Annotated in this window: 17 protein-coding genes; 2 read left to right on the top strand and 15 right to left on the bottom strand. The window is 62.9% G+C overall.

What is annotated here, in order from left to right:
- Positions 1-47: 47 nt before the first annotated feature.
- The 8 genes from MKZ40_RS05575 to MKZ40_RS05540 form a co-directional block, all read right to left on the bottom strand.
- Entirely contained in the window at positions 48-1121 is a 1074-nt protein-coding gene (locus MKZ40_RS05575; RefSeq protein ID WP_254626939.1) for an FAD:protein FMN transferase, read from the bottom strand.
- 3 nt (positions 1122-1124) lie between these two features.
- The gene (gene nqrF / locus MKZ40_RS05570) at positions 1125-2357 is read right to left on the bottom strand and encodes an NADH:ubiquinone reductase (Na(+)-transporting) subunit F (protein ID WP_043331915.1); all 1233 of its coding nucleotides are present in this window, start codon (positions 2355-2357) and stop codon (positions 1125-1127) included.
- A 25-nt stretch (positions 2358-2382) separates the two neighbouring features.
- Positions 2383-3003: an NADH:ubiquinone reductase (Na(+)-transporting) subunit E gene (nqrE, locus tag MKZ40_RS05565; protein WP_175088220.1), complete on the bottom strand. Its 621-nt coding sequence runs from the start codon at positions 3001-3003 to the stop codon at positions 2383-2385.
- 1 nt (position 3004) lies between these two features.
- The gene (locus tag MKZ40_RS05560; RefSeq protein ID WP_043331917.1) at positions 3005-3673 is read right to left on the bottom strand and encodes an NADH:ubiquinone reductase (Na(+)-transporting) subunit D; all 669 of its coding nucleotides are present in this window, start codon (positions 3671-3673) and stop codon (positions 3005-3007) included.
- A gap of 2 nt (positions 3674-3675) precedes the next feature.
- Entirely contained in the window at positions 3676-4458 is a 783-nt protein-coding gene (locus MKZ40_RS05555) for a Na(+)-translocating NADH-quinone reductase subunit C (RefSeq protein ID WP_175088221.1), read from the bottom strand.
- A 1-nt stretch (position 4459) separates the two neighbouring features.
- A complete protein-coding gene (locus MKZ40_RS05550) occupies positions 4460-5692 on the bottom strand; it encodes an NADH:ubiquinone reductase (Na(+)-transporting) subunit B (protein ID WP_043331920.1) in 1233 nt (410 codons plus the stop codon).
- The gene (locus tag MKZ40_RS05545) at positions 5692-7041 is read right to left on the bottom strand and encodes a Na(+)-translocating NADH-quinone reductase subunit A (protein ID WP_175088222.1); all 1350 of its coding nucleotides are present in this window, start codon (positions 7039-7041) and stop codon (positions 5692-5694) included. Before MKZ40_RS05545 ends, MKZ40_RS05550 begins: the two co-directional genes overlap by 1 nt.
- A gap of 341 nt (positions 7042-7382) precedes the next feature.
- Positions 7383-8831 (bottom strand): glyceraldehyde-3-phosphate dehydrogenase, encoded by a 1449-nt coding sequence (locus MKZ40_RS05540; protein ID WP_043331922.1) that lies wholly within the window; start codon positions 8829-8831, stop codon positions 7383-7385.
- A gap of 594 nt (positions 8832-9425) precedes the next feature.
- Here MKZ40_RS05540 and mfd point away from each other — a divergent pair.
- Entirely contained in the window at positions 9426-12953 is a 3528-nt protein-coding gene (mfd, locus tag MKZ40_RS05535; RefSeq protein WP_175088223.1) for a transcription-repair coupling factor, read from the top strand.
- 192 nt (positions 12954-13145) lie between these two features.
- Here mfd and MKZ40_RS05530 read toward each other — a convergent pair whose 3' ends face one another.
- The 6 genes from MKZ40_RS05530 to MKZ40_RS05505 form a co-directional block, all read right to left on the bottom strand.
- A complete protein-coding gene (locus tag MKZ40_RS05530; protein ID WP_175088224.1) occupies positions 13146-13883 on the bottom strand; it encodes an S-methyl-5'-thioinosine phosphorylase in 738 nt (245 codons plus the stop codon).
- A 288-nt stretch (positions 13884-14171) separates the two neighbouring features.
- A complete protein-coding gene (locus MKZ40_RS05525) occupies positions 14172-14753 on the bottom strand; it encodes a hypoxanthine-guanine phosphoribosyltransferase (RefSeq protein ID WP_043331927.1) in 582 nt (193 codons plus the stop codon).
- Complete coding sequence (locus tag MKZ40_RS05520; protein ID WP_254626940.1) at positions 14734-16080, bottom strand: mechanosensitive ion channel family protein; 1347 nt, start codon at positions 16078-16080, stop codon at positions 14734-14736. Before MKZ40_RS05520 ends, MKZ40_RS05525 begins: the two co-directional genes overlap by 20 nt.
- 48 nt (positions 16081-16128) lie before the next feature.
- Positions 16129-17274 (bottom strand): beta-N-acetylhexosaminidase, encoded by a 1146-nt coding sequence (gene nagZ / locus MKZ40_RS05515; protein ID WP_175088225.1) that lies wholly within the window; start codon positions 17272-17274, stop codon positions 16129-16131.
- A gap of 259 nt (positions 17275-17533) precedes the next feature.
- Positions 17534-18076 carry a L,D-transpeptidase gene (locus MKZ40_RS05510; RefSeq protein WP_175088226.1) on the bottom strand — a complete coding sequence of 181 codons (543 nt, stop codon included), beginning with the start codon at positions 18074-18076 and terminating at the stop codon, positions 17534-17536.
- Entirely contained in the window at positions 18076-18753 is a 678-nt protein-coding gene (locus tag MKZ40_RS05505) for a TetR/AcrR family transcriptional regulator (protein ID WP_043331928.1), read from the bottom strand. The genes MKZ40_RS05510 and MKZ40_RS05505 overlap by 1 nt, the downstream gene beginning before the upstream one ends.
- A 540-nt stretch (positions 18754-19293) precedes the next feature.
- Here MKZ40_RS05505 and lexA point away from each other — a divergent pair.
- Entirely contained in the window at positions 19294-19923 is a 630-nt protein-coding gene (gene lexA / locus MKZ40_RS05500) for a transcriptional repressor LexA (RefSeq protein WP_175088227.1), read from the top strand.
- 103 nt (positions 19924-20026) lie between these two features.
- Here lexA and MKZ40_RS05495 read toward each other — a convergent pair whose 3' ends face one another.
- Positions 20027-20266: a hypothetical protein gene (locus MKZ40_RS05495; RefSeq protein ID WP_052384340.1), complete on the bottom strand. Its 240-nt coding sequence runs from the start codon at positions 20264-20266 to the stop codon at positions 20027-20029.
- Positions 20267-20296 lie beyond the last annotated feature (30 nt).

Raw genomic sequence — 20296 nt, 5'->3', positions numbered from 1 at the left:
AAAGCCCGACCGGCTGCCTCTCGGCAGACCGGCTCTCGGTACCAGAGTCAGGCACCGGCTTCATCTGCGGGCTTCGTGTCGCCTGTCGCCGGCGCGTCCTTCAGGTAGGGCGCGAATGCCGGACTCCAGGACTGTTTGAAGCCATCATCCGTTTTGACAATGAAATAGGCGGCAATGTTCTCACGATCTGCGATCGTCATTGCCTTCTCGGCACCCAGCACGTTGAGTGCCGTGGCCCAGGCGTCCGCACTCGCGCAATCCGGCGTGATCACGGTGACCGAGGCCAGACTGTGCTGGATCGGTCGCCCGGTACGTGGATCGATCGTGTGCGAGTAACGTACGCCGTCCTGCTCGAAATAGTTGCGGTAATCACCGGAGGTGGCAACCGCAGCGTTGCCGGGATCGATGATCCGCTGCACCGAGCGCTCGAAGGACTTCGGCGCTTCGATGGCGATTCGCCACGGCTTGTGGCCGGGTTTCTCACCCTTGACGCGGATCTCGCCCCCGACTTCGACCAGATAGTTCTCGATGCCATTGGCCTCGAGCACATCGGCGACCCGGTCCACTCCATAGCCCTTGGCGATACCCGACAGGTCGGCATACACCGGCTTGCGCTTGATCACCGTATTGCCATCGAGCTCCAGCGCCAGATGATCGACCTTCTCGAGCGCCTGCGCGATCTGTTCATCGCTCGGTGCCTTGTCAAGACGCTCATCCGGACCGAAGCCCCACAGATTGACGGCCGGGCCGACGGTGATATCGAAGGCCCCGTCGGAGCGCTTGCCGATATCCTGCGACTCGGCCAGCACCTGCGCCAGGCCATCCGATAGCGTGACCGGCGTATCCAGCGGCGCCTGATTCAGCTTCGAGAGCTCCGAGGCGTCCTTGTAGGTCGACATCTGCCAGTCGACCTTGTCGAGCGCCTCGAGGCTCGCCTGCTTGAGCGATGCCACCTCATCGGCGTCCAGGTCCGCCGCCACCGTGACATGGAACCCGGTGCCGAAGATGGGGCCGGCGAAGCGATGCAACTCAGGGTTGCTGGAATTTTCACAGCCTGCAACCAGCAGGGCCAGCCCCATGAGGGCCGGCCCTGCCAGTCGTCTTGCGACGCGTGACATCATCGATCAACCACCGAAGTCATCGAGCAGGATGTTCTCCGGCTCTACACCCATGTCGGTGAGCATCTTGACGACGGCGGCGTTCATCATGGGCGGCCCGCACATGTAGTACTCGCAATCCTCAGGCGCCGGATGGTCCTTGAGGTAGTTTTCGTACAGGACGTTGTGGATGAAGCCTGTCGGGCCTTCCCAGTTGTCCTCAGGCTGCGGATCGGACAGCGCCAGGTGCCATTCGAAGTTCTCGTTCTCTTCGGCCAGCTTGTCGTATTCCTCGTTGTAGAACGACTCGCGCATGGAGCGCGCACCGTACCAGAACGACATCTTGCGCTTGGAATTCAGACGCTTGAGCTGATCGAAGATATGGCTACGCATCGGCGCCATGCCGGCACCACCACCGATGAAGACCATCTCGGCGTCGGTGTCCTTGGCGAAGAACTCACCGAACGGCCCCATCACGGTCACCTTGTCACCCGGCTTCAGCGAGAAGACGTAGGTGGACATCAGACCCGGCGGATGCTGGGAATTCGGCGGCGGAGTGGCGATACGGATGTTGAACTTCAGGATGCCGTACTCTTCCGGATAGTTCGCCATGGAGTAAGCGCGGATGACCGGCTCTTCGTTCTTGTGCTGAACGTTGAACAGACCGAACTTCTCCCAGTCACCACGATACTCTTCTTCGATGTCGAAGTCGGAGAACTTGATGTCGTAGGCCGGCGCTTCCAGCTGCACGTAACCACCGGCGCGGAAGTTGACTTCCTCGCCTTCCGGCAGCTGCAGATTCAGCTCCTTGATGAAGGTCGCGACGTTCGGGTTGGCGGTGACGGTGGTCTCCCACTTCTTCACGCCGAAGATCTCTTCCGGCACTTCGATCTTCATGTCCTGCTTGACCGGGACCTGGCACGACAGGCGCCAGCCTTCCTTCTTCTCACCCATGGTGAAGTGGGACTCTTCAGTCGGCAGGATGGAACCGCCGCCTTCCGAGATCCGGCACTTGCACTGAGCACAGGATCCACCACCACCACAGGCGGAGGACAGGAAGATGCCATTGGCGGCCAGGGTCTGCAGCAACTTGCCGCCGGCCTGGGTCGTCAGGGTGTTGGCGGGGTCGTTGTTGATCTCGATCTGGACGTCACCACTCGAGACCAGCTTGCTGCGTGCCGCGAGAATCACGAGCACCAGGCCGATAACGACCACGGTGAACATGACGACGCCGAGCACGATGATGGAGGTATCTACCATTTCGATTTCCTTATGCTCGGTTGCGTTACAGCTGGACGCCGGAGAAGGACATGAAGCCCAGTGACATCAGGCCAACGGTGATGAAGGTGATGCCCAGGCCCTGCAGGCCAGCCGGCACGTCAGAGTACTTGAGCTTCTCGCGAATACCGGCCAGTGCAGCGATGGCCAGTGCCCAACCGAAGCCGGCACCCACGCCATAGATGACGGACTCACCGAAGGTGTAGTCACGCTGTACCATGAACAGGGCCGCACCGAGGATTGCGCAGTTGACCGTGATCAACGGCAGGAACACGCCCAGCGCGTTGTAGAGCGCCGGCACGAACTTGTCGAGGAACATCTCGAGGATCTGGACGATCGCCGCGATGACACCGATGTAGGACAGGTAGCCCAGGAAGGACAGGTCGATGTTCTCCGCCCCTTCCAGCCCCGTCCAGGTCAGCGCGCCTTCACGCAGCAGATAGTTCAGGATCAGGTTGTTGACCGGAACGGTCACCGCCAGCACGACGATGACGGCCACGCCCAGACCGATCGCGGACTGGATCTTCTTGGACACCGCCAGGAAGGTACACATGCCCAGGAAGAAGGCCAGTGCCATGTTCTCGACGAACACGGCCTTGATGAACAGGCTCAGATAGTGTTCGAACATGTTACACAGCCTCCTTGATCTTGGTGTTGGCGGTAATCTTGTACTCCGCCTTCTCGACCTGCTCCGGGTAGATGCTGCGCAGCACCCAGATGAACAGACCGATGACGAAGAACGCGGACGGCGGCAGCAGCATCAGGCCGTTCGGGATGTACCAGCCACCGTCGTTGACGGTCTGCAGGATGGTCACGCCGAACAGGGAGCCGGAACCGAACAGCTCACGCACGAAGCCGACCACCAGCAGGATCACGGTGTAGCCGAGACCGTTGCCGATACCGTCGATGAAGCTCATCGTCGGGCCATTCTGCATGGCGTAGGCTTCAGCGCGACCCATCACGATGCAGTTGGTGATGATCAGGCCGACGAAGACCGACAGCTGCTTGGACGTCTCGAAGGCGAAGGCCTTCAGCGACTGGTCGACCACGATAACCAGCGAGGCAATGATCGTCATCTGCACGATGATACGGATGGACGACGGGATGTGATTGCGGATCAACGAGATGAACATGCTGGAGAACGCTGTCACCAGGCACACCGCGATACCCATGATCAGGGCGGTGTTCATCGAGTTGGTCACCGCCAGCGCGGAGCAGATACCAAGGATCTGCAGCGCGATGGGATTGTTCTTGAAGATCGGCGTCGTCAGGACACCTTTAGGAGTTTCGGCTGCCATCATTACGCTCCTTTGACGTCACGGAACTGGGTCAGGTACTTGGCGAAGCCATTCTCACCCATCCAGAACTGCAACAGGTTGGTCACGCCGTTGCTGGTCAGGGTAGCCCCTGACAGCGCATCGACCTGGTACTTGGCATCCGGAGAAGACGGATTCACGCCGCCCTTCTTCAGGTGCACTTCCGGGTCCATGCTGCCTTCGGGATAGATCTTCTTGCCATCCCACTGGGCCTTCCACTTCGGATTGTCGACTTCGCCGCCAAGCCCCGGAGTTTCGCCCTGCTGGTAGAAGGAGAGACCGACCACGGTGTTGCCATCACCCTTCAGTGCCAGATAGCCGTACATCATTGACCACAGGCCGTTGCCGCGCACCGGAACGATGATCTCGTCCGGCTGCTCGACATCGCCGACCAGATAGACCACGGAGTACTGCTCACGACGCTTGATGCCCGGCAGGTCTTCGTCACCGGACAGGGTGCGTGAGGTGGCCGGGTCCTTGGACATCTTGGCCTGGTCGTACTTCTCCGGGTCGATGTCGTCGACGTATTCACCGGTATCCAGGTCCACCACCTTGGCGGTGACCTTGTCACGGAACTGCTGACCGATGTCCTCACCCGGTTGCAGCAGCTCGGCGACCGCGAGGATGTTGCTCTTGCGGTCCAGCTCGGCATTGGTCATCTGCATCGGGCGCAGCACGACCGCTGCGGTGGAAACCACCACCGAGCAGACGATGCACAGCCCGAGCGCGACGCCGAGGGTTTTCTTGATGGAGTTGTTGCTGGCCATGTCAGACGGTCTCCTCGTTCGCGATGCCGGCAGTCTCGCGCTTGACGCGGCGCTTGATGTTGGCCTGCACGACGAAGTGGTCGATCAGCGGAGCGAACAGATTGGCGAACAGGATCGCCAGCATGATGCCCTCCGGGAAGGCCGGGTTGGCGACACGGATCAGCACGGTCATCACGCCGATCAGTGCACCGAATACCAGCTTGCCCTTGTTGGTCATGGACGCGGAGACCGGGTCGGTGGCCATGAAGACCATACCGAAGGCGAAGCCGCCGATGACCATGTGCCAGTACCACGGCATCTCGAACATGGCATTGGTGTCGCTGCCGATGGCATTGAACAGCGCCGAGGTCGCGATCATGCCCAGCAGGACGCCCAGCATGATTCGCCACGAGGCGATGCGCGTCCACAGCAGCACTGCAGCACCGAGGAAGATCGCCAGTGTGGAGACCTCACCCACCGAGCCCGGAATGAAGCCGAGGAAGGCGTCGGTCCAGCTCATCTGCTGCATCAGGGCACCCATGCCGTCCTGCGCGGCAGTGGAGAGCGCGGTCGCACCGGTGAAGCCGTCTGCCGGTACCCATACCGCGTCGCCGGAAATGCTGGCCGGGTAGGCGAAGTACAGGAAGGCACGACCGGACAGTGCCGGGTTGAGGAAGTTCTTGCCGGTACCACCGAAGACTTCCTTGCCGATCACCACACCGAAGGTGATACCGAGCGCGACCTGCCACAGCGGAATAGTCGCCGGCAGTGTCAGGGCGAACAGCACCGAGGTGACGAAGAAGCCTTCGTTGACCTCGTGGCCGCGACGCATCGCGAACAGCACTTCCCAGAACCCGCCAACCGCGAAGGTCACCAGATAGATGGGCAGGAAGTAGGTGGCGCCCAGGATGAAGTTGGCCCACACGCTGCCGGCATCGTGGCTGCCCGCCAGCAGCATGACGATGGCTTCACGCCAGCCGCCCAGCGCGCTGTACCCGCCAGCGATGGCCTCGTTGGCCTGCAGACCGGCGTTGTACATGCCGAAGAACATGGCCGGGAAGGTACACATCCAGACCGTGATCATGATGCGCTTCAGGTCGATGCCATCGCGCACGTGGGTGGTGCTGCGCGTGACGCTCGCCGGCGCATAGAAAATGGTGTCCACGGCTTCGTAGAGCGCGTAGAACTTCTCGTACTTGCCACCTTTGTGGAAGTGCGGCTCCAGGTTATCCAGAGTCTGTCGAATGCCCATCATCAGACCTCTTTCTCGATCGTGGTGAGGTTGTCACGCAGGATGGGACCGTACTCGTACTTGCCCGGGCACACGTAGGTGCACAGCGCGAGGTCCTCTTCATCAAGCTCCAGGCAGCCAAGCTGCATGCCGGTCTCGATATCACCCACGATCAGCGAACGCAGCAGCTGCGTCGGCAGAATGTCCAGCGGCATGACCGCCTCGTACGCGCCCACCGGCACCATGGCACGCTCGGAGCCGTTGGTGGAGGTGTTCGGGCGGTAATCGGTCAGACCGGTCAGCTTCGACAGGTAGATACCCAGCACCGAGTGACGCTTGGCGCCCATCGACAGCCAGCCCATGAAGGCACGCTTGTTGCCTTCCTCGAGCAGGCTCACCTGATTGTGGTAGCGGCTGACGAAACGCAGCGCCCCTTCGCAGGTCAGGCCGGAGAACACCGAACCGGAGATGACACGCGTGTCTTCCGGCTGTTCGACTTCGCCCTTGAGCAGCTCTTCGGTGCTGGCGCCCAGACGGGTGCGCAGCAGACGCGGCTTGGTGGCACGCGGGCCACCGACGGCGATGACGCGTGTGGTGTCCAGGCGACCTTCCGCCAGCAGCGTACCGATGGCGACCACATCCTGATAACCGACATGCCAGACCTGACGTTGCAGGCTGACCGGTGCGAGGTAGTGGATGTGCGTGCCCGGCAGGCCTGCCGGGTGCGGACCCTTGAAGGACTCGCTGACCACACCGGAAACGTCGCCACCCGGAATATCAGCACCCGGTGCCTGGCACAGGAACACCTTGCCTTCGGTCAGACGCGTCAGTGCGACGAGGCCCTGACGGAAAGCGGCTTCCTGGCCCTTGAGCACCACGGCCGGATCCGCGGACAGCGGATGGGTATCGATGGCGGTGACGAAGATGGCTGCCGGCTTGGCATCCAGTGCCGGCACGCGCGAGAACGGGCGGGTACGCAGCGCCGTCCACAGGCCGGACTCGACCAGCTGGTCGACCACGACCTGACGTTCGAGACCTGCAATGGCGGCGTCGCCATGTGCAGTGAATTCCACAGCTTCGCCCTGCGCGTCGATCTCGATGACCACGGACAGAAGCTTGCGCTTCTCGCCACGATTGATCTCGACCACAGTGCCGGCAGCAGGCGCGGTGTAACGGACGCCCGGGGTCTTCTTGTCGGTGAACAGGAGTTGCCCCTGCTTCACCTTGTCCCCTTCGCGGACTTCCATCGTCGGCTTCATGCCGACGTAGTCAACACCCAGGATCGCTACGCGACGAACGGGCTGCGCATCCTCGATACGCTGCTCCGGCGCCCCGGCGATGGGGAGATCCAGGCCACGTTTGACTTCGATCATAGACTCGCCCAATTGTCGGATCTGATGTTGTTCAGGAAAGATCACCCATCGTAGATACGCCTCGAGGCCGATAATTGACCAGGCAACCTCGCTATTTTCGCGTATCAGGCAATGTGAATGCTTTTCTTATCAGACGGTTGGAGGTGTAGCCCAGAGATTGGACCGGCCCAAAAAAATCCGGCTCATTATAAAGATGCGAGGCCGGAAAGACCATACGACACTAAAGTGGAGCACACGCCAAAAGCGCCAACGCCCCCGCCATCAGTGAGGGCGGGGGCGTTGTAACAGCAGGTATTTATTTCAATTTTCCGTCAGTCACGCCACAGACGCGGCGCATTGACTCAGCGCGTCGGAAAGTAGCTGAAACGCACGTTGGACATGTGCTGCAGAATACGCACCACCTGACAGCTGTAACCGAACTCGTTGTCGTACCACACGTACACGACGGCCTGCTTGTCGGTGACGATGGTCGCCTGGCCGTCGACGATGCCGGAATGGCGGTTGCCGACGAAGTCCGACGACACCACTTCACAGGAATCGACGTAGTCGATCTGCTTCTGCAGCGAGGAATGCAGCGAGGCGGTGCGCAGGAAGTCGTTCATGCGCTCGGCGTCGCTTGCGGTGTTCAGCGTCAGGTTGAGGATCGCCATCGAGACATTGGGCGTCGGCACGCGGATCGCGTTGCCGGTCAACTTGCCGGAAAGTTCCGGCAGCGCCTTGGCGACGGCCTTGGCGGCACCGGTCTCGGTCAACACCATGTTGAGCGCCGCGGCACGGCCACGACGATCACCACTGTGGAAGTTGTCGATCAGGTTCTGGTCGTTGGTGTAGGAGTGCACCGTCTCGACGTGGCCCTGGCTGACGCCGTACTCGTCGTGCAGCACCTTCAGCACCGGTACGATGGCGTTGGTGGTACAGGAAGCCGCGGAGATGATGCGGTCATCATCGCTGATGTCGGTATGGTTGACGCCGTAGACGATGTTCTTCAGATCGCCCTTGCCCGGTGCCGTCAGCAGCACCTTGGCCACGCCCTTGCACTCCAGGTGCTGACCCAGGCCCGCTTCATCGCGCCACTTGCCGGTGTTGTCGACCACGATGGCGTTGTCGATGCCGTGCGCGGTGTAATCGATCTCGGTGGGCGAATTGGCGTAGATGATCTTGATGTAGTTGCCGTTGACGATCAGCGCCGAGTTTTCCTCATCGACGGTGATGCTGCCCTCGAAAGGACCGTGCACCGAGTCGCGACGCAGCAGGCTGGCCCGCTTTTCCAGATCATCCTTGCTGCCACGCACCACGATGGCACGCAGACGCAGCAGGTTACCGCCGCCGGCCTTCTCGATCATGATGCGCGCCAACAGACGACCGATGCGCCCGAAGCCATACAGGACGACATCCTTCGGATCGCCGCCCATGCCGCCCTCGACATAGCCACCGACGATGTCGGCCAGCTCACGCTTGAGGAAGGCGGTGATGTCCGTCTCGTCAGAGCGCTTGAAGGCGACGGCCAGCTTGCCGATATCGACGTGGGCCGGGCCCAGGTTGAGCTCGATCATCGCGCGCACCAGCGGGAAGGTGTCTTCCACTGACAGCTCGACGCCTTCGGCCTTGCGGACCCAACGGTGGTTCTTGAGGATGCGCACCATCGAACGATTGATCAGCGAACGCCCGTAGATGGAGGGCACGACATTGAAGCGGCGGTAGAGATCTCCCAGTAGCGGGATCATCTGCTCCGCGAGGGCTTCATTGTCCTGCCACTGCTTGAAACAGGCTTCGAGATTCTCTTGGCTCACGGGTGCATCCTCTCACGTGCGGGCAAATAATGATGGTCGTCACCGATCGTCTGGCGACGCCGGACAAGGCCAGCTGAGTATGCGTAACGCGGCTATGCACCACAATGAAAGGATGGTCGCACGCAGGGTAGTAGTGCTACAGAATCAACGATTTGACTACAAAAGCCCTCCCCCATCCCGCGCTCGGCCATCGGTGTCCACGGTGCTGAAAAGAGGATCACTTGCCCCCATGTAGCGACTGACTTGCTATGATCAAGCGCGACTCCTTTCATGGCGAGGAATGACGCTTCAGCGCCTTGCGCTGCGACAGCTTGCGGTGAAGCTCGCCTGCAAGCCGAGGCATCGCGCCTGCCTTGTCGCTCTCTTGAGCGTGTCGTGCACTCATGTGCGCGCCGTGTGCTCACCGGTGTGCCATGCACTCGAGAGACTACCTTGCGTCCATGAGTCGCTCAGCGTCATCTGCCTGCGTGGGCCGCTCACCGTGAGCGACTGACCCAGCACCTTATTCACTCGGGCCCTGCCCGTGACGTCATCCCGTGCCGTGAACGCCACAAGGCGTTGCGCCCAAGCCCAGGACACAAGACACCAGAGCCCATGTTCGAGACCCCGCTGACGCCCCCGTTGCCGCGCTCGCGCCGCGAAACCACCTTCTGGATGCTCAATGACCCCAGCGCCGCGGCGCTGGCGCTGGCGCGCCTGGCCGATGCCGATGAAGCGCCGCTGATGGTCATCACACCGGACACTGCCAGCGCCCAGCGCCTGGAAGCCGACCTGCGCTTCTATACGCGCCATCCCGAGCGCCTGCTGCCCTTCCCCGATTGGGAAACGCTGCCCTACGACAGCTTCTCGCCGCACCAGGACATCGTCTCGGAGCGTCTGCGCACCCTGCGCACGCTGCAGACCAGCCGCCGCGCCATCGTGCCGGTACCGGTCAACACCCTGATGCAGCGCCTCGCGCCGGTGGATTACATCGCAGGCCAGGTCTTCAGTCTCGCCAAGGGCGACATCCTCAATCGCGAAGACTTCCGCTCACGCCTGTCGCGGGCCGGGTATCGTGCAGTGGAGACGGTCTATGAGCCAGGCGAATACGCCCTGCGCGGCGCGTTGATCGACCTGTTCCCCATGGGCAGCGAGCAACCACTGCGCATCGATCTGTTCGATGACGAGATCGACACCCTGCGGGCCTTCGACCCTGACACCCAGCGCAGTGGCAACAAGGTCGAGGCGATCGAGATTCTGCCCGCGCATGAATACCCGCTGACGCGTGGCGCCATTGCCTGCTTCCGCGAGGGCTTCGAGACGCTGTTCGATGTCGACCCTCGCCAGTGCATTCTCTACAACGACGCCATCAAGGGCATCCCCTCGCCGGGGCTCGAGCAGTATCTGCCACTGTTCTTCGACGAGACCGCGACGCTGTTCGATCACATGGGCGATGAATTGCGCATCGCCATGCTGCCCGGGGTACGCGAGGCGGCCGAGAGCCACTGGGACGCCATCACTACCCGCTACGCCAATCTGGGCGTCGATCCGACACGCCCGCTGCTGCCTCCGCACCGCGCCTTCGTGCCGGTCAATGAGCTGCTGGGCCAGATCAAGCAGCATGAACGCATCGAGCTGGTACGCGAGCCCAATGCCCACGCCATCGAATTCGGCCATCAGGCACTGCCGAGCCTGGCCATCGATGCGCGCAGCGCCGACCCGACTCAGGCCCTGGCCAGCTTCCTGAAGCAACGCCTGAACGGCAGACATGCCCAGCGCGTGCTGTTCGTCGCCGAGACCCAGGGTCGCCGCGAAGTCGTCGAGGAGCAGCTCACCCCGCTGCTGCGTGGCTTCGGGCTGCGTAGCCTGGATGACTTCGCAAGTTTCGAGCACTTCGTGGACAGTCCAGCCGCCGTCGGCCTGACCGTCGGTGGCCTGACGCATGGCACCTGGGTGGCCAGTGCGCAGACAGAAGATGCCCTGTCCAGCGATGATACCGACAGCCACAAGGGGCTGGTGGTCATCACCGAGACCGAGCTCTACGGCGAAGTGGTACGGCAGAGCCGCCGCCAGGCGCGCGCCACCGATGACAACGAGCTGGCCGTGCGCCACCTCTCGGAGCTGCGTGAAGGCGCACCGGTGGTTCACCACACCCATGGCGTCGGCCGCTATCTGGGACTGGAAACCATCAACGCCGGTGGTCAGGAGGCCGAGTTCCTCGCGCTCGAATACGCCGATGGCGCCAAGCTCTACGTGCCGGTGGACAGCCTGCATCTGATCTCGCGCTATTCCGGCGCCAGTGACGAGCTGGCGCCGCTGCACAAGCTGGGCTCCGAGCAGTGGGAGAAGGCCAAGCGCAAGGCGGCCGAGAAGATTCGCGATACCGCCGCCGAGCTGCTGGACGTCTATGCACGCCGCGAGGCGCGTGTCGGCCATGCCTGCGACTTCCCCGCCGAGGACTACGCACGCTTCGCGGCCAGCTTCCCCTTTGAGGAAACCCCGGACCAGGCACAGACCATCGGCGCGGTGATCCAGGACATGTGCGCACCCCAGCCGATGGACCGCGTGGTATGTGGCGATGTCGGCTTCGGCAAGACCGAGGTCGCGATGCGTGCCGCCTTCCTGGCCGTCAACTCCGGCCGTCAGGTAGTGGTGCTGGTGCCCACCACTCTGCTCGCCCAGCAGCACTACGACAACTTCCGCGATCGCTTCGCCGACACCGCGGTGGAGATCTCCCTGCTGTCGCGCTTCACCAGCGGCAAGGGCCAGGAAACCTCTCTCGAGCGCATCAAGAGCGGCCAGACCGATATCGTGATCGGCACCCACAAGCTGCTTTCCAAGTCGCTGGAACTGCCCAACATGGGGCTGCTGATCATCGATGAGGAGCACCGCTTCGGCGTCTCCCAGAAGGAACGCCTCAAGAGCCTGCGCGCCGAGGTCGACATCCTGACCCTGACCGCCACGCCGATACCACGCACGCTGAACATGGCAATGAGCGGCATTCGCGACCTGTCCATCATCGCCACGCCACCGGCGCGCCGCCTGTCGGTGAAGACCTTCGTCCAGCAGCGCAACGACGGTGTGGTAAAGGAAGCCATCCTGCGTGAGCTGTTGCGCGGCGGGCAGGTCTACGTGCTGCACAATGAGGTCAAGACCATCGAGGAGAGCGCCGCCCGCATCGCGGAGCTGGTGCCTGAGGCCAATGTCGGCGTCGCCCACGGCCAGCTGCCGGAGCGCAGCCTGGAGCGGCGCATGTCGGACTTCTATCACAAACGCTTCAACGTGCTGGTGTGCTCGACCATCATCGAGACCGGCATCGACATTCCGAGCGCCAACACCATCATCATCGAGCGCGCCGACAAGTTCGGCCTGGCCCAGCTGCACCAGCTGCGCGGCCGAGTCGGACGCTCGCATCACCAGGCCTATGCCTACCTGCTGACCCCGCATCCCAAGGCGATGACTCGCGATGCGGTCAAGCGTCTGGAGGCGATCAGCGAATCCCAGGACCTCGGTGCCGGCTTCACGCTGGCCTCCCATGACATGGAGATCCGCGGCGCGGGTGAGCTGTTGGGTGACGAGCAGTCCGGGCAGATGGAAACCATCGGCTACTCGCTGTACATGGAGATGCTGGATCGCGCCGTGAAGGCCATCAAGGCGGGCAAGACGCCCAATATCGAGTCGCCGCTGGATGAAGGCGTCGAGGTCAGCCTGAACCTGCCGGCACTGATTCCGGCCGATTATCTGCACGACGTCCAGCAGCGCCTGATGATGTACAAGCGCATCAGCAATGCCGAGAACGCAAGCGACCTGCGCGAGCTGCAGGTCGAGATGATCGACCGCTTCGGCCTGCTACCGGAACCGGTCAAGACCCTGTTCCGCCAGACCCAGCTGCGCCAGCGCGCCCAGGCGCTGGGCATCATCAAGCTGGAGGCCGGCGCCGGGCGTGGTCGCATCATCTTCGGCGCCCAGACGCCGGTCGATCCGCTGACACTGGTCAACCTGATCCAGCGCCAGTCAGACGTCTACAAGCTGGAAGGCGCCGACACGCTGCGCTTCGCCACCGACATGGATGACGCCGAGAAGCGCTTCAGCTTCTGCGAGACCTTGCTGGACCTGCTCAACGCCAAGACCAAGGCGGCCTGACGCGCCCTGCGCTGTCAGGCGCCTGGGCATGCACGTGAGCGTGAGCTAGAGCTTGAACGAAAAATGAAAACGGCCTGCATCGCGAATGCAGGCCGTTATTTCGTGCAAGCATACCCACTACCTGCTCTAAACCCTCTTCACTCCCCTACCTGAACCACCGCATCCCCCACGCTCCTCCTGAGGTCAAATAGCTCAGGCACGGCGCGCCAACAGCGCTGCCAGCAAGCACTGCACCCTCGGCATGCCGGCCACGATCACGGATTCCGTGCCCGCACGGGTCGGCTCCTCTTCGCCGACACCCGCGGCATGGCTGATCACCAGACACAGGCTGGCGTATTCCATCTCGAGTTCGCGTGCCAGCACGGCCTCGGGCATGCCCGTCATACCGACCAGGGTATTGCCATCGCGGGCCATCAGGCGGATCTCGGCGGCCGTTTCCAGCCGCGGCCCCTGCACCACGCCCAGCACCCCGCCAGCCGTGAGAGGCAGGCCCGCATCGGCCGCCGCCGCATGCAGCTCCTCACGCCAGCCCCGGTGGTACGGCCAGGCGAACGACACATGCTGGAACGGCTTGAAACGCCCATCGAAGAACGACCCCTCGCGGCCGGTGGTGTAATCGATCAACTGGTCCGGCACCACCAGTGTGCCCGGGGCCAGCGTCGGGTCGATGCCGGACACACAGTTGACCCCCACCACGTGGGTCGCACCCGCCTGCTTGAGCGCCCATAGATTGGCGCGATAGTTGATGCGGTGCGGCGGCACCTTGTGTGGTTGACCATGACGCGCCAGAAACAGCAGCGATTGCCCATTCAGACGCCCTTCCACGACGCCACAGGATGCCGCCCCGAGAGGCGTTTCCTGCCCGCCGCGCTTTAGCACTTCCATGTCTGACCAACTACCGAACCCCGTGCCACCGATCACCGCCAGCATCGCCCGCCTCCTTGCCACCCATGTGCAGGAATCTCCCGGGACCGGACACTCCGATCCTCAGCGAACGCTACTCCGAGCCGACCGACAACGACAAGCACAATCGTCATGCTCTGCACCAGGAGAACAGAAAAGGCCCCGGAAACGACACCACCCGCCGCGGTTGCCCGGGCGGGTGGTGAAGAGTGCCAGCGGTGGCGATGGCTAGTGCAAGTGATGGCGATGACAGCAGGCGATGGCGACTGCCACCCGGTGACTCATGTCACAGACACTTGGCTTACAGCCCCTGGGTTACAGCCCCTTGGGCGCATAGATGCCCGGTGCGTTACGCCAGTAGCCCTTGTAGTCCATACCGAAGCCGAACAGGAAGCGGTCTTCGACGTCGAGACCACAGAAGTCGGCCTTGAAGCCCGGGTAGGCCTTGCGGTCATGCTTCTTGTCGACCAGCACACAGCTGGACACGCTGCGCGCACCGGCTTCACGGCAGTACTCGAGGATCGCGGCCAGGGTGCCGCCTTCATCGAGAATGTCATCGACGATCACCACGTCGCGACCGGCCATCGGCAGCTCCGGGTTGACGCGCCAGAACAGCTCGCCGCCGCGCATCGCGCCACGGTAGCGAGTGGCGTGCAGATAATCGACTTCCAGCGGGAAGTCGAGGCGGGTCAACAGCTGGCCGGCGGTGATCAGCCCGCCGTTCATCACGCAATAGAAGATCGGCATGCGATCGCCGAGGCGTTCCGTCAGCTCAACGGCCATGCGGTCGAGTGCCACTTCAAGGTCAGCTTGCGGGATCAGGCAATCGGCATTGTCCATCACCTCACGCATTTCGTCATGCAGGGCGGTGAGGGTCTCAGGCGTCGGAGTCAGCATCGGGAGTTTCCTGGGTGTCACTGGCCTCATCTCCACGCCGGACGGGCGCAGAGGAGGATGTAGCAGCGGCGGTTGAATCAGAACGGCGGCGGGACCCGCGCGTCTGCGTGTCTGATGACGCCGCGGCATGCTCTGCCTCGGCGTCGTGTTCATGGTTGTGCCCTTCGAAGGACAGCACATCGGCAAAATGCAGACGCTGGCCAGGCAGCGCCACCTGGGCATCATGCTCACGGATGATGTCGTGCACCTTGAGCAGGACATCCTGCTTGATCGCGTGGTACTTCACCCAGTCGGTGGTGCGCGTGAAGACATAGACGAAGAAATTCAGCGAGTGCTCACCGTAGGTGGTGAAGTTCACGATCTGGGTGCGCGTCTGGTCGATCTCGTCATGGCCTTCCAGCATCTCGCGTACCGCGGCAACGATGGGGCCGATCTGGGCGGCATCCTCATAGCGCAGCCCCACGGTCTCGAAGATGCGGCGATTGTACATGCGTGACGGATTCTCCACCGAGATGCTGGTGAAGATGGCGTTCGGCACGTAGAGGGGCCGCATGTCGAAGGTGCGGATGCGCGTCAGGCGCCAACCGATATCCTCGACGGTGCCCTCGATCTCGCGGTCCGGTGATCGGATCCAGTCGCCGACCTTGAAGGGCCGGTCGAGATGGATCATCAGGGCGCCGAAGAAGTTGGCCAGCAGATCCCGCGCCGCAAAGCCGACCGCGATACCGCCGACACCGCCGAAGGCCAGCACCCCGGACAGCGAGACGCCGAGATTCTGCAGGATGGCCAGCCCCACCAGCACGACCACGACCGCACGCAGCAGCTTGCTGATCGCCGAGGCCGTGGTGGCATCCATGGCGTTGACGTTGGTGCCGGGCGGCGGCATGGTGCGCAGCGCCTCGAAGCGCTTGACCATGCGGATCAACGCCCAGGCCAGCGCCAGCAGGGTCACGATCTGGCGCGCCGTGCCCAGGTACTTCTCGGCCTCGCCGAGGCTGAACTGGCCGGCGATGATGCCGAGCGCCAGCAACCCCCCCATGCTGTAGAGCCAGAATGACAAGGGATGACGCAGGCCATGTACCAAGGCGTCATCCCACAGGTTGCGACTCTTCTCGGCATGCGCCGCCAGACGGGTGAGCACCACTCGCTCGATGAGGTGCAGCAACAGCACCGCCAGCAGCAGCAGAGCGAGATTGATGCCCCACAGCGGCAGGCCAAAGGTCTGCTCGACCCATTGCCGCAGCGGCTCGACCCATTGATTGATCATCTCTTCGGCAGGCGCTGCCAGTTTGTCGGCAGCAGCCTCGGTGGCGGATTGCTCAGCCATGGGAATTCCTTGCCAGTCTTCGACTCGAAAAAGGCACCGCGTGCCTGATTATTGCGCGTTACCGGACTCAGAGGCCGACCGTGCGTCAGACGCCTCGGTGCTGCCTAGCGTGCCCGAAGGCATGGCGACCTGCTGTGATGCCTGACTGGCCGCCATCGATTCGAGCCGCGCGTGGGTGCGCCGCCAGCGTGACAGCCCCACCAGACCATCCAGCGTCGGGCGAGCCCGTGCATAGCGCAGTCGCGCCTGGCGCTTGCCTCGGTGGCGCTGCTCATCATCATCGAGGCTGTCGAGCACTTCGCGCGCGGCGGCAGGGTCATTGCAGACCAGCGCCATGTCGCAGCCAGCGTCCAGCGCCAGGCGCGCACGCTCTGCCGGGCTGCCTTCCGCGACGGCCGCCGCCATGCCGAGATCATCGGAGAAGATGGCGCCCTTGAAGCCGAACTCTTCGCGCAGCAGGCCCAACCAGCTGGGCGAGAAGCCCGCGGGACGTGCATCGAAATCCGGATAGATCACATGCGCCGGCATCACGCCGCCCAGGCGCTCGGCGAGGGCCGCGAAGGGCTTGAGATCATGCTCGCGCAGCTCGCGGAACGGACGCGGGTCGACCACGCGTTCCAGGTGGGTATCTGCCGAGATGCCACCATGCCCCGGGTAGTGCTTGCCGACGGCGGACATGCCCGCCTCCTGCAGCCCGTCGATGAAGGCGCCGCCCACCGCGATGACGTCTTCCGGCGTGGCGCCGAAGCTGCGATCGCCAATGATGGTCGAGCCAGCCACATCGATATCCAGTACCGGCGCAAAGGTGATATCACAGCCGATGGCTGCCATTTCCATGCCCAGCAGCCAGCCGGCATCGCGTGCCAGACCCAGGCCTGCGGCCTGGGCGTCTTCGCCGCAGCCATCACAGTCACGCCCGAGACAGCATTGCGCCAGGCTGCGCATCGACGGCAGGCGTGTCACGCCCTCGCGCAGGCGCTGGACGCGCCCGCCTTCCTGATCGATGGCGATCAGCAGGTGGGGATTGACGCTGCGAATCTCGCGGCTCAGCTCCAGTACCTGCTCGGGAGAGGCACAGTTGCGCGCAAACAGGATGACGCCCCCGACGGCAGGGCGTGCCAGCAGTTCACGTTCGTCGCGGGCGAGGGTCAGCCCCGCAACATCGACCATTACGGAGCCCAGTGGCTGTGTCATGTCATCCTTCCTGTCCATGGCCTGCGGCAGTGATATCCCGTGAAGAGAGGATTCACAACCGCCGGGACTTCATGTCTTTTACGGGGCTCGGCAGCCTGGAAGAAACACGATGAATCAGGCTGCCAGCGCGAGGAAAGGCGCAATTCTAGCCGACTGAACCCCTATCGAACAGTCGCGGCCAGCTGCGCCCCGGCAAGGGGCTGTCACCCAGGTTCCGGCGGCAGCTCATGGAGGGTATCAGACTCGTACACCAACGCCTTCAGGGATGCAGCAGCACCGGAGTGCCTGGCACAGCCTCGGCAAAGAGTCGCAGCAGGTCATCATCGCGCAAGCGAATGCAGCCGTGGGACGCCGCTATCCCCATGGGCTCCGTGCTGGGCGTGCCATGAAAATAGATGTAGCGGCGCAGGCTATCGACCCGCTCACCGCGGGCATTGCGACCGCGATTGATGCCCGGCTCGCGGCCACTGAGCCATAGAATGCGCGTCAGGATCCAGTCACGCTCTGGATGCTCCTCGGCAAGCTCGGGGGTGAATACCTCGCCCGTGAAGCGCCGTCCGCGATAGACGGCGCCACGCGGATTGCCCGCCCCGATGGCGGCACGAATCACATGCCAGCCGGTTGGCGTGCAACCGCTGCCATCGAGCTCGCCGATACCGTTGAGGCCGCTGGAGATCGCGCAGGCGTGCACCAGCGCGTCAGGGGCAGCCGCGCAGGGCGGCGCATCACGACTGCCACTCGGCGCGTCATTGCGTATCTCAAGGCTCTGGCGCGAGAGATCCACCGCTACCCAGCAGGCCATCAGCTGGCCGCCTGGGTGACCGCCTCACCATCCCCGAGCGAGGCCGGCAACGGCGCTGCCATCGCCGCGACCACCACCGGACGCATGTGCTGGATCAGCTCACGCACCGTGGTGTGATGGCCATACTCGGCCTCCTCGATATCCCGCAGTGCATCCAGGCCCGAGAAGGTGAAGATCACGCTACCGAGCATGAAGTGCAGGCGCCAGAAGCGCTCGTTGTCCGGCAGATCAGGGGTCGCAAGCTTCAGAAGCTCGGCGAAGCGGCTGAAGACCGTGCCGTAATGCTCGCGGATATAGCGCCGCATATGGCCCTGACCCTGAGTGTAGGCAAGCCCGAGCAGGCGCATGAAGGTGCGCAGGCTGTTGCGCTCGGCCGGCACCTCCAGCACGGTACGCGCCATCACCTCCAGCAGGACCTCAAGCGGCACCTGACGCCCGGCGTATTGCTGCTCGACACTGTCGAGCGCCGCGTGGAAACGCTCGCTGAATGGATCGAGATAGCGCGCGAAGACCGCCTGGATCAGCGATTTCTTGGACCCGAAGTGGTAGTTCACCGCCGCCAGATTGACCTTGGCCTTGCTGGTGATGTTGCGCAGTGAGGTCTCGGCGAAACCACGCTCGGCGAACAGCACCTCGGCAGTATCGAGGATGCGGGTAACGGTATCGGTCTGGGCCATGGGCGGAACCCTTGTCAGGTAGAAGAGGACTGGAGTCGTAGGTCACGACGCAAGCGCCGCGCGGCGACTCTCTCATGAGGTGGTGCAGGTTCACCGGAAGGCCACGTACGATATCGGCTCGTTTGACCACGGCACACGTGAGCACGACACATCCGAACACTGCCATCGGCGAACATTCGTTTGAAACACTTTGATTCTAGCGCGCCATGTCACGACTGACAATTCTCTCGCGTTTCAAACGCCAAAGGTTTAGTCGAGCCTGATATTCCTTCAATGCAGACCGTTCCGATTCAAGGACTCGCCGTGCTCGGTGACAGACCACCCCGCAGGGCCACACCGGATTGCCCTCTCGACAGCTTGCCTTGGATATCGACAAGCCAAGTCGGCAGACAGCGATATCTCGACGACTACCTGCCCTTTGAGGCCTCCACACAAGCCACGATGCCTTGCATGACTGCCATGACTGGATACAATGACAGTTGTATGGATGCACACCCCGTGCCGTCAGCTCAAGATGCCGCCCAGGCCAAAGGCAATGCCATGACCCAGCCGCTTACTCCGCGCCAGCAGGATGTCTTCGACTTCATCATCAAGACCATCAAGTCCTCTGGCTACCCGCCGACGCGGGCCGAAATCGCCCAGGCGCTGGGCTTCCGCTCGCCGAATGCCGCCGAGGAGCATCTGCGTGCCCTCAAGCGCAAGGGCGCCATCGAGATGGTGCCGGGCACCTCACGCGGCATTCGCGTGCCGTCGCTGGCTGACGTCGACGAGAGCGCCAACGATGGTCTGCCGGTGATCGGGGAAGTGGCCGCCGGCAGCCCGATTCTTGCCAGCGAGCATATCGACCGTCACTGCCCGCTGCCGAGCGACTACTTCTCGCCGGCTGCCGACTACCTGCTGCGTGTGCGCGGCGTGTCGATGAAGGATGTGGGAATTCTGGAAGGCGACCTGCTGGCCGTGCACCGCACCACCAGCGTGCGTGACGGGCAGATCGTGGTGGCACGCCTGGGAGATGAAGTCACCGTCAAGCGCTTCCGTCGTGACGGGCACTACGTGTGGCTGGAAGCCGAAAACGAGGACTTCTCACCGATCAAGGTCGACCTGCGCACGGACAGCCTGGAGATCGAGGGTCTCGGGGTAGGCGTCATCCGCGATGGTGGCCTGCACTGAGTCCTTGACCAGCTGCGCTTTAAGCAACAGAAAAGCCGCACGCATTGCACAAAAAAACCCGCCTCGAGGCGGGTTTTTTTGTGCGCGAAGCGCGAGCGATGCATCAGTGCACGATGCCTTCTGACTGCTCATCCTCGTCTTCTTCGCCATCCCAGAGGCGAGTCCGGGTGATGGCGTGGTCGATCATCTCACGCGCGACCTCGAAACGATTGTCACGCAGCAGATCAGCGGCCTCGTCTGAAATGCGAATGCTGAGCAGCGGCTCACCTTCGCTTTCCGCGGCGCGCAGAATCACTTCACCATCTTCCATTTGCACAATTTCAAGTACGGCGGGATCGGACACGTCATTCCTCCTGCACGGCACCTCGTGAGA

The organism is Cobetia sp. BMC6, assembly GCF_029991385.1.
Lineage (GTDB): Bacteria > Pseudomonadota > Gammaproteobacteria > Pseudomonadales > Halomonadaceae > Cobetia.
Note: the sequence above shows the minus strand (reverse complement) of the source record. Positions and strands in the feature narration are given on the sequence as shown.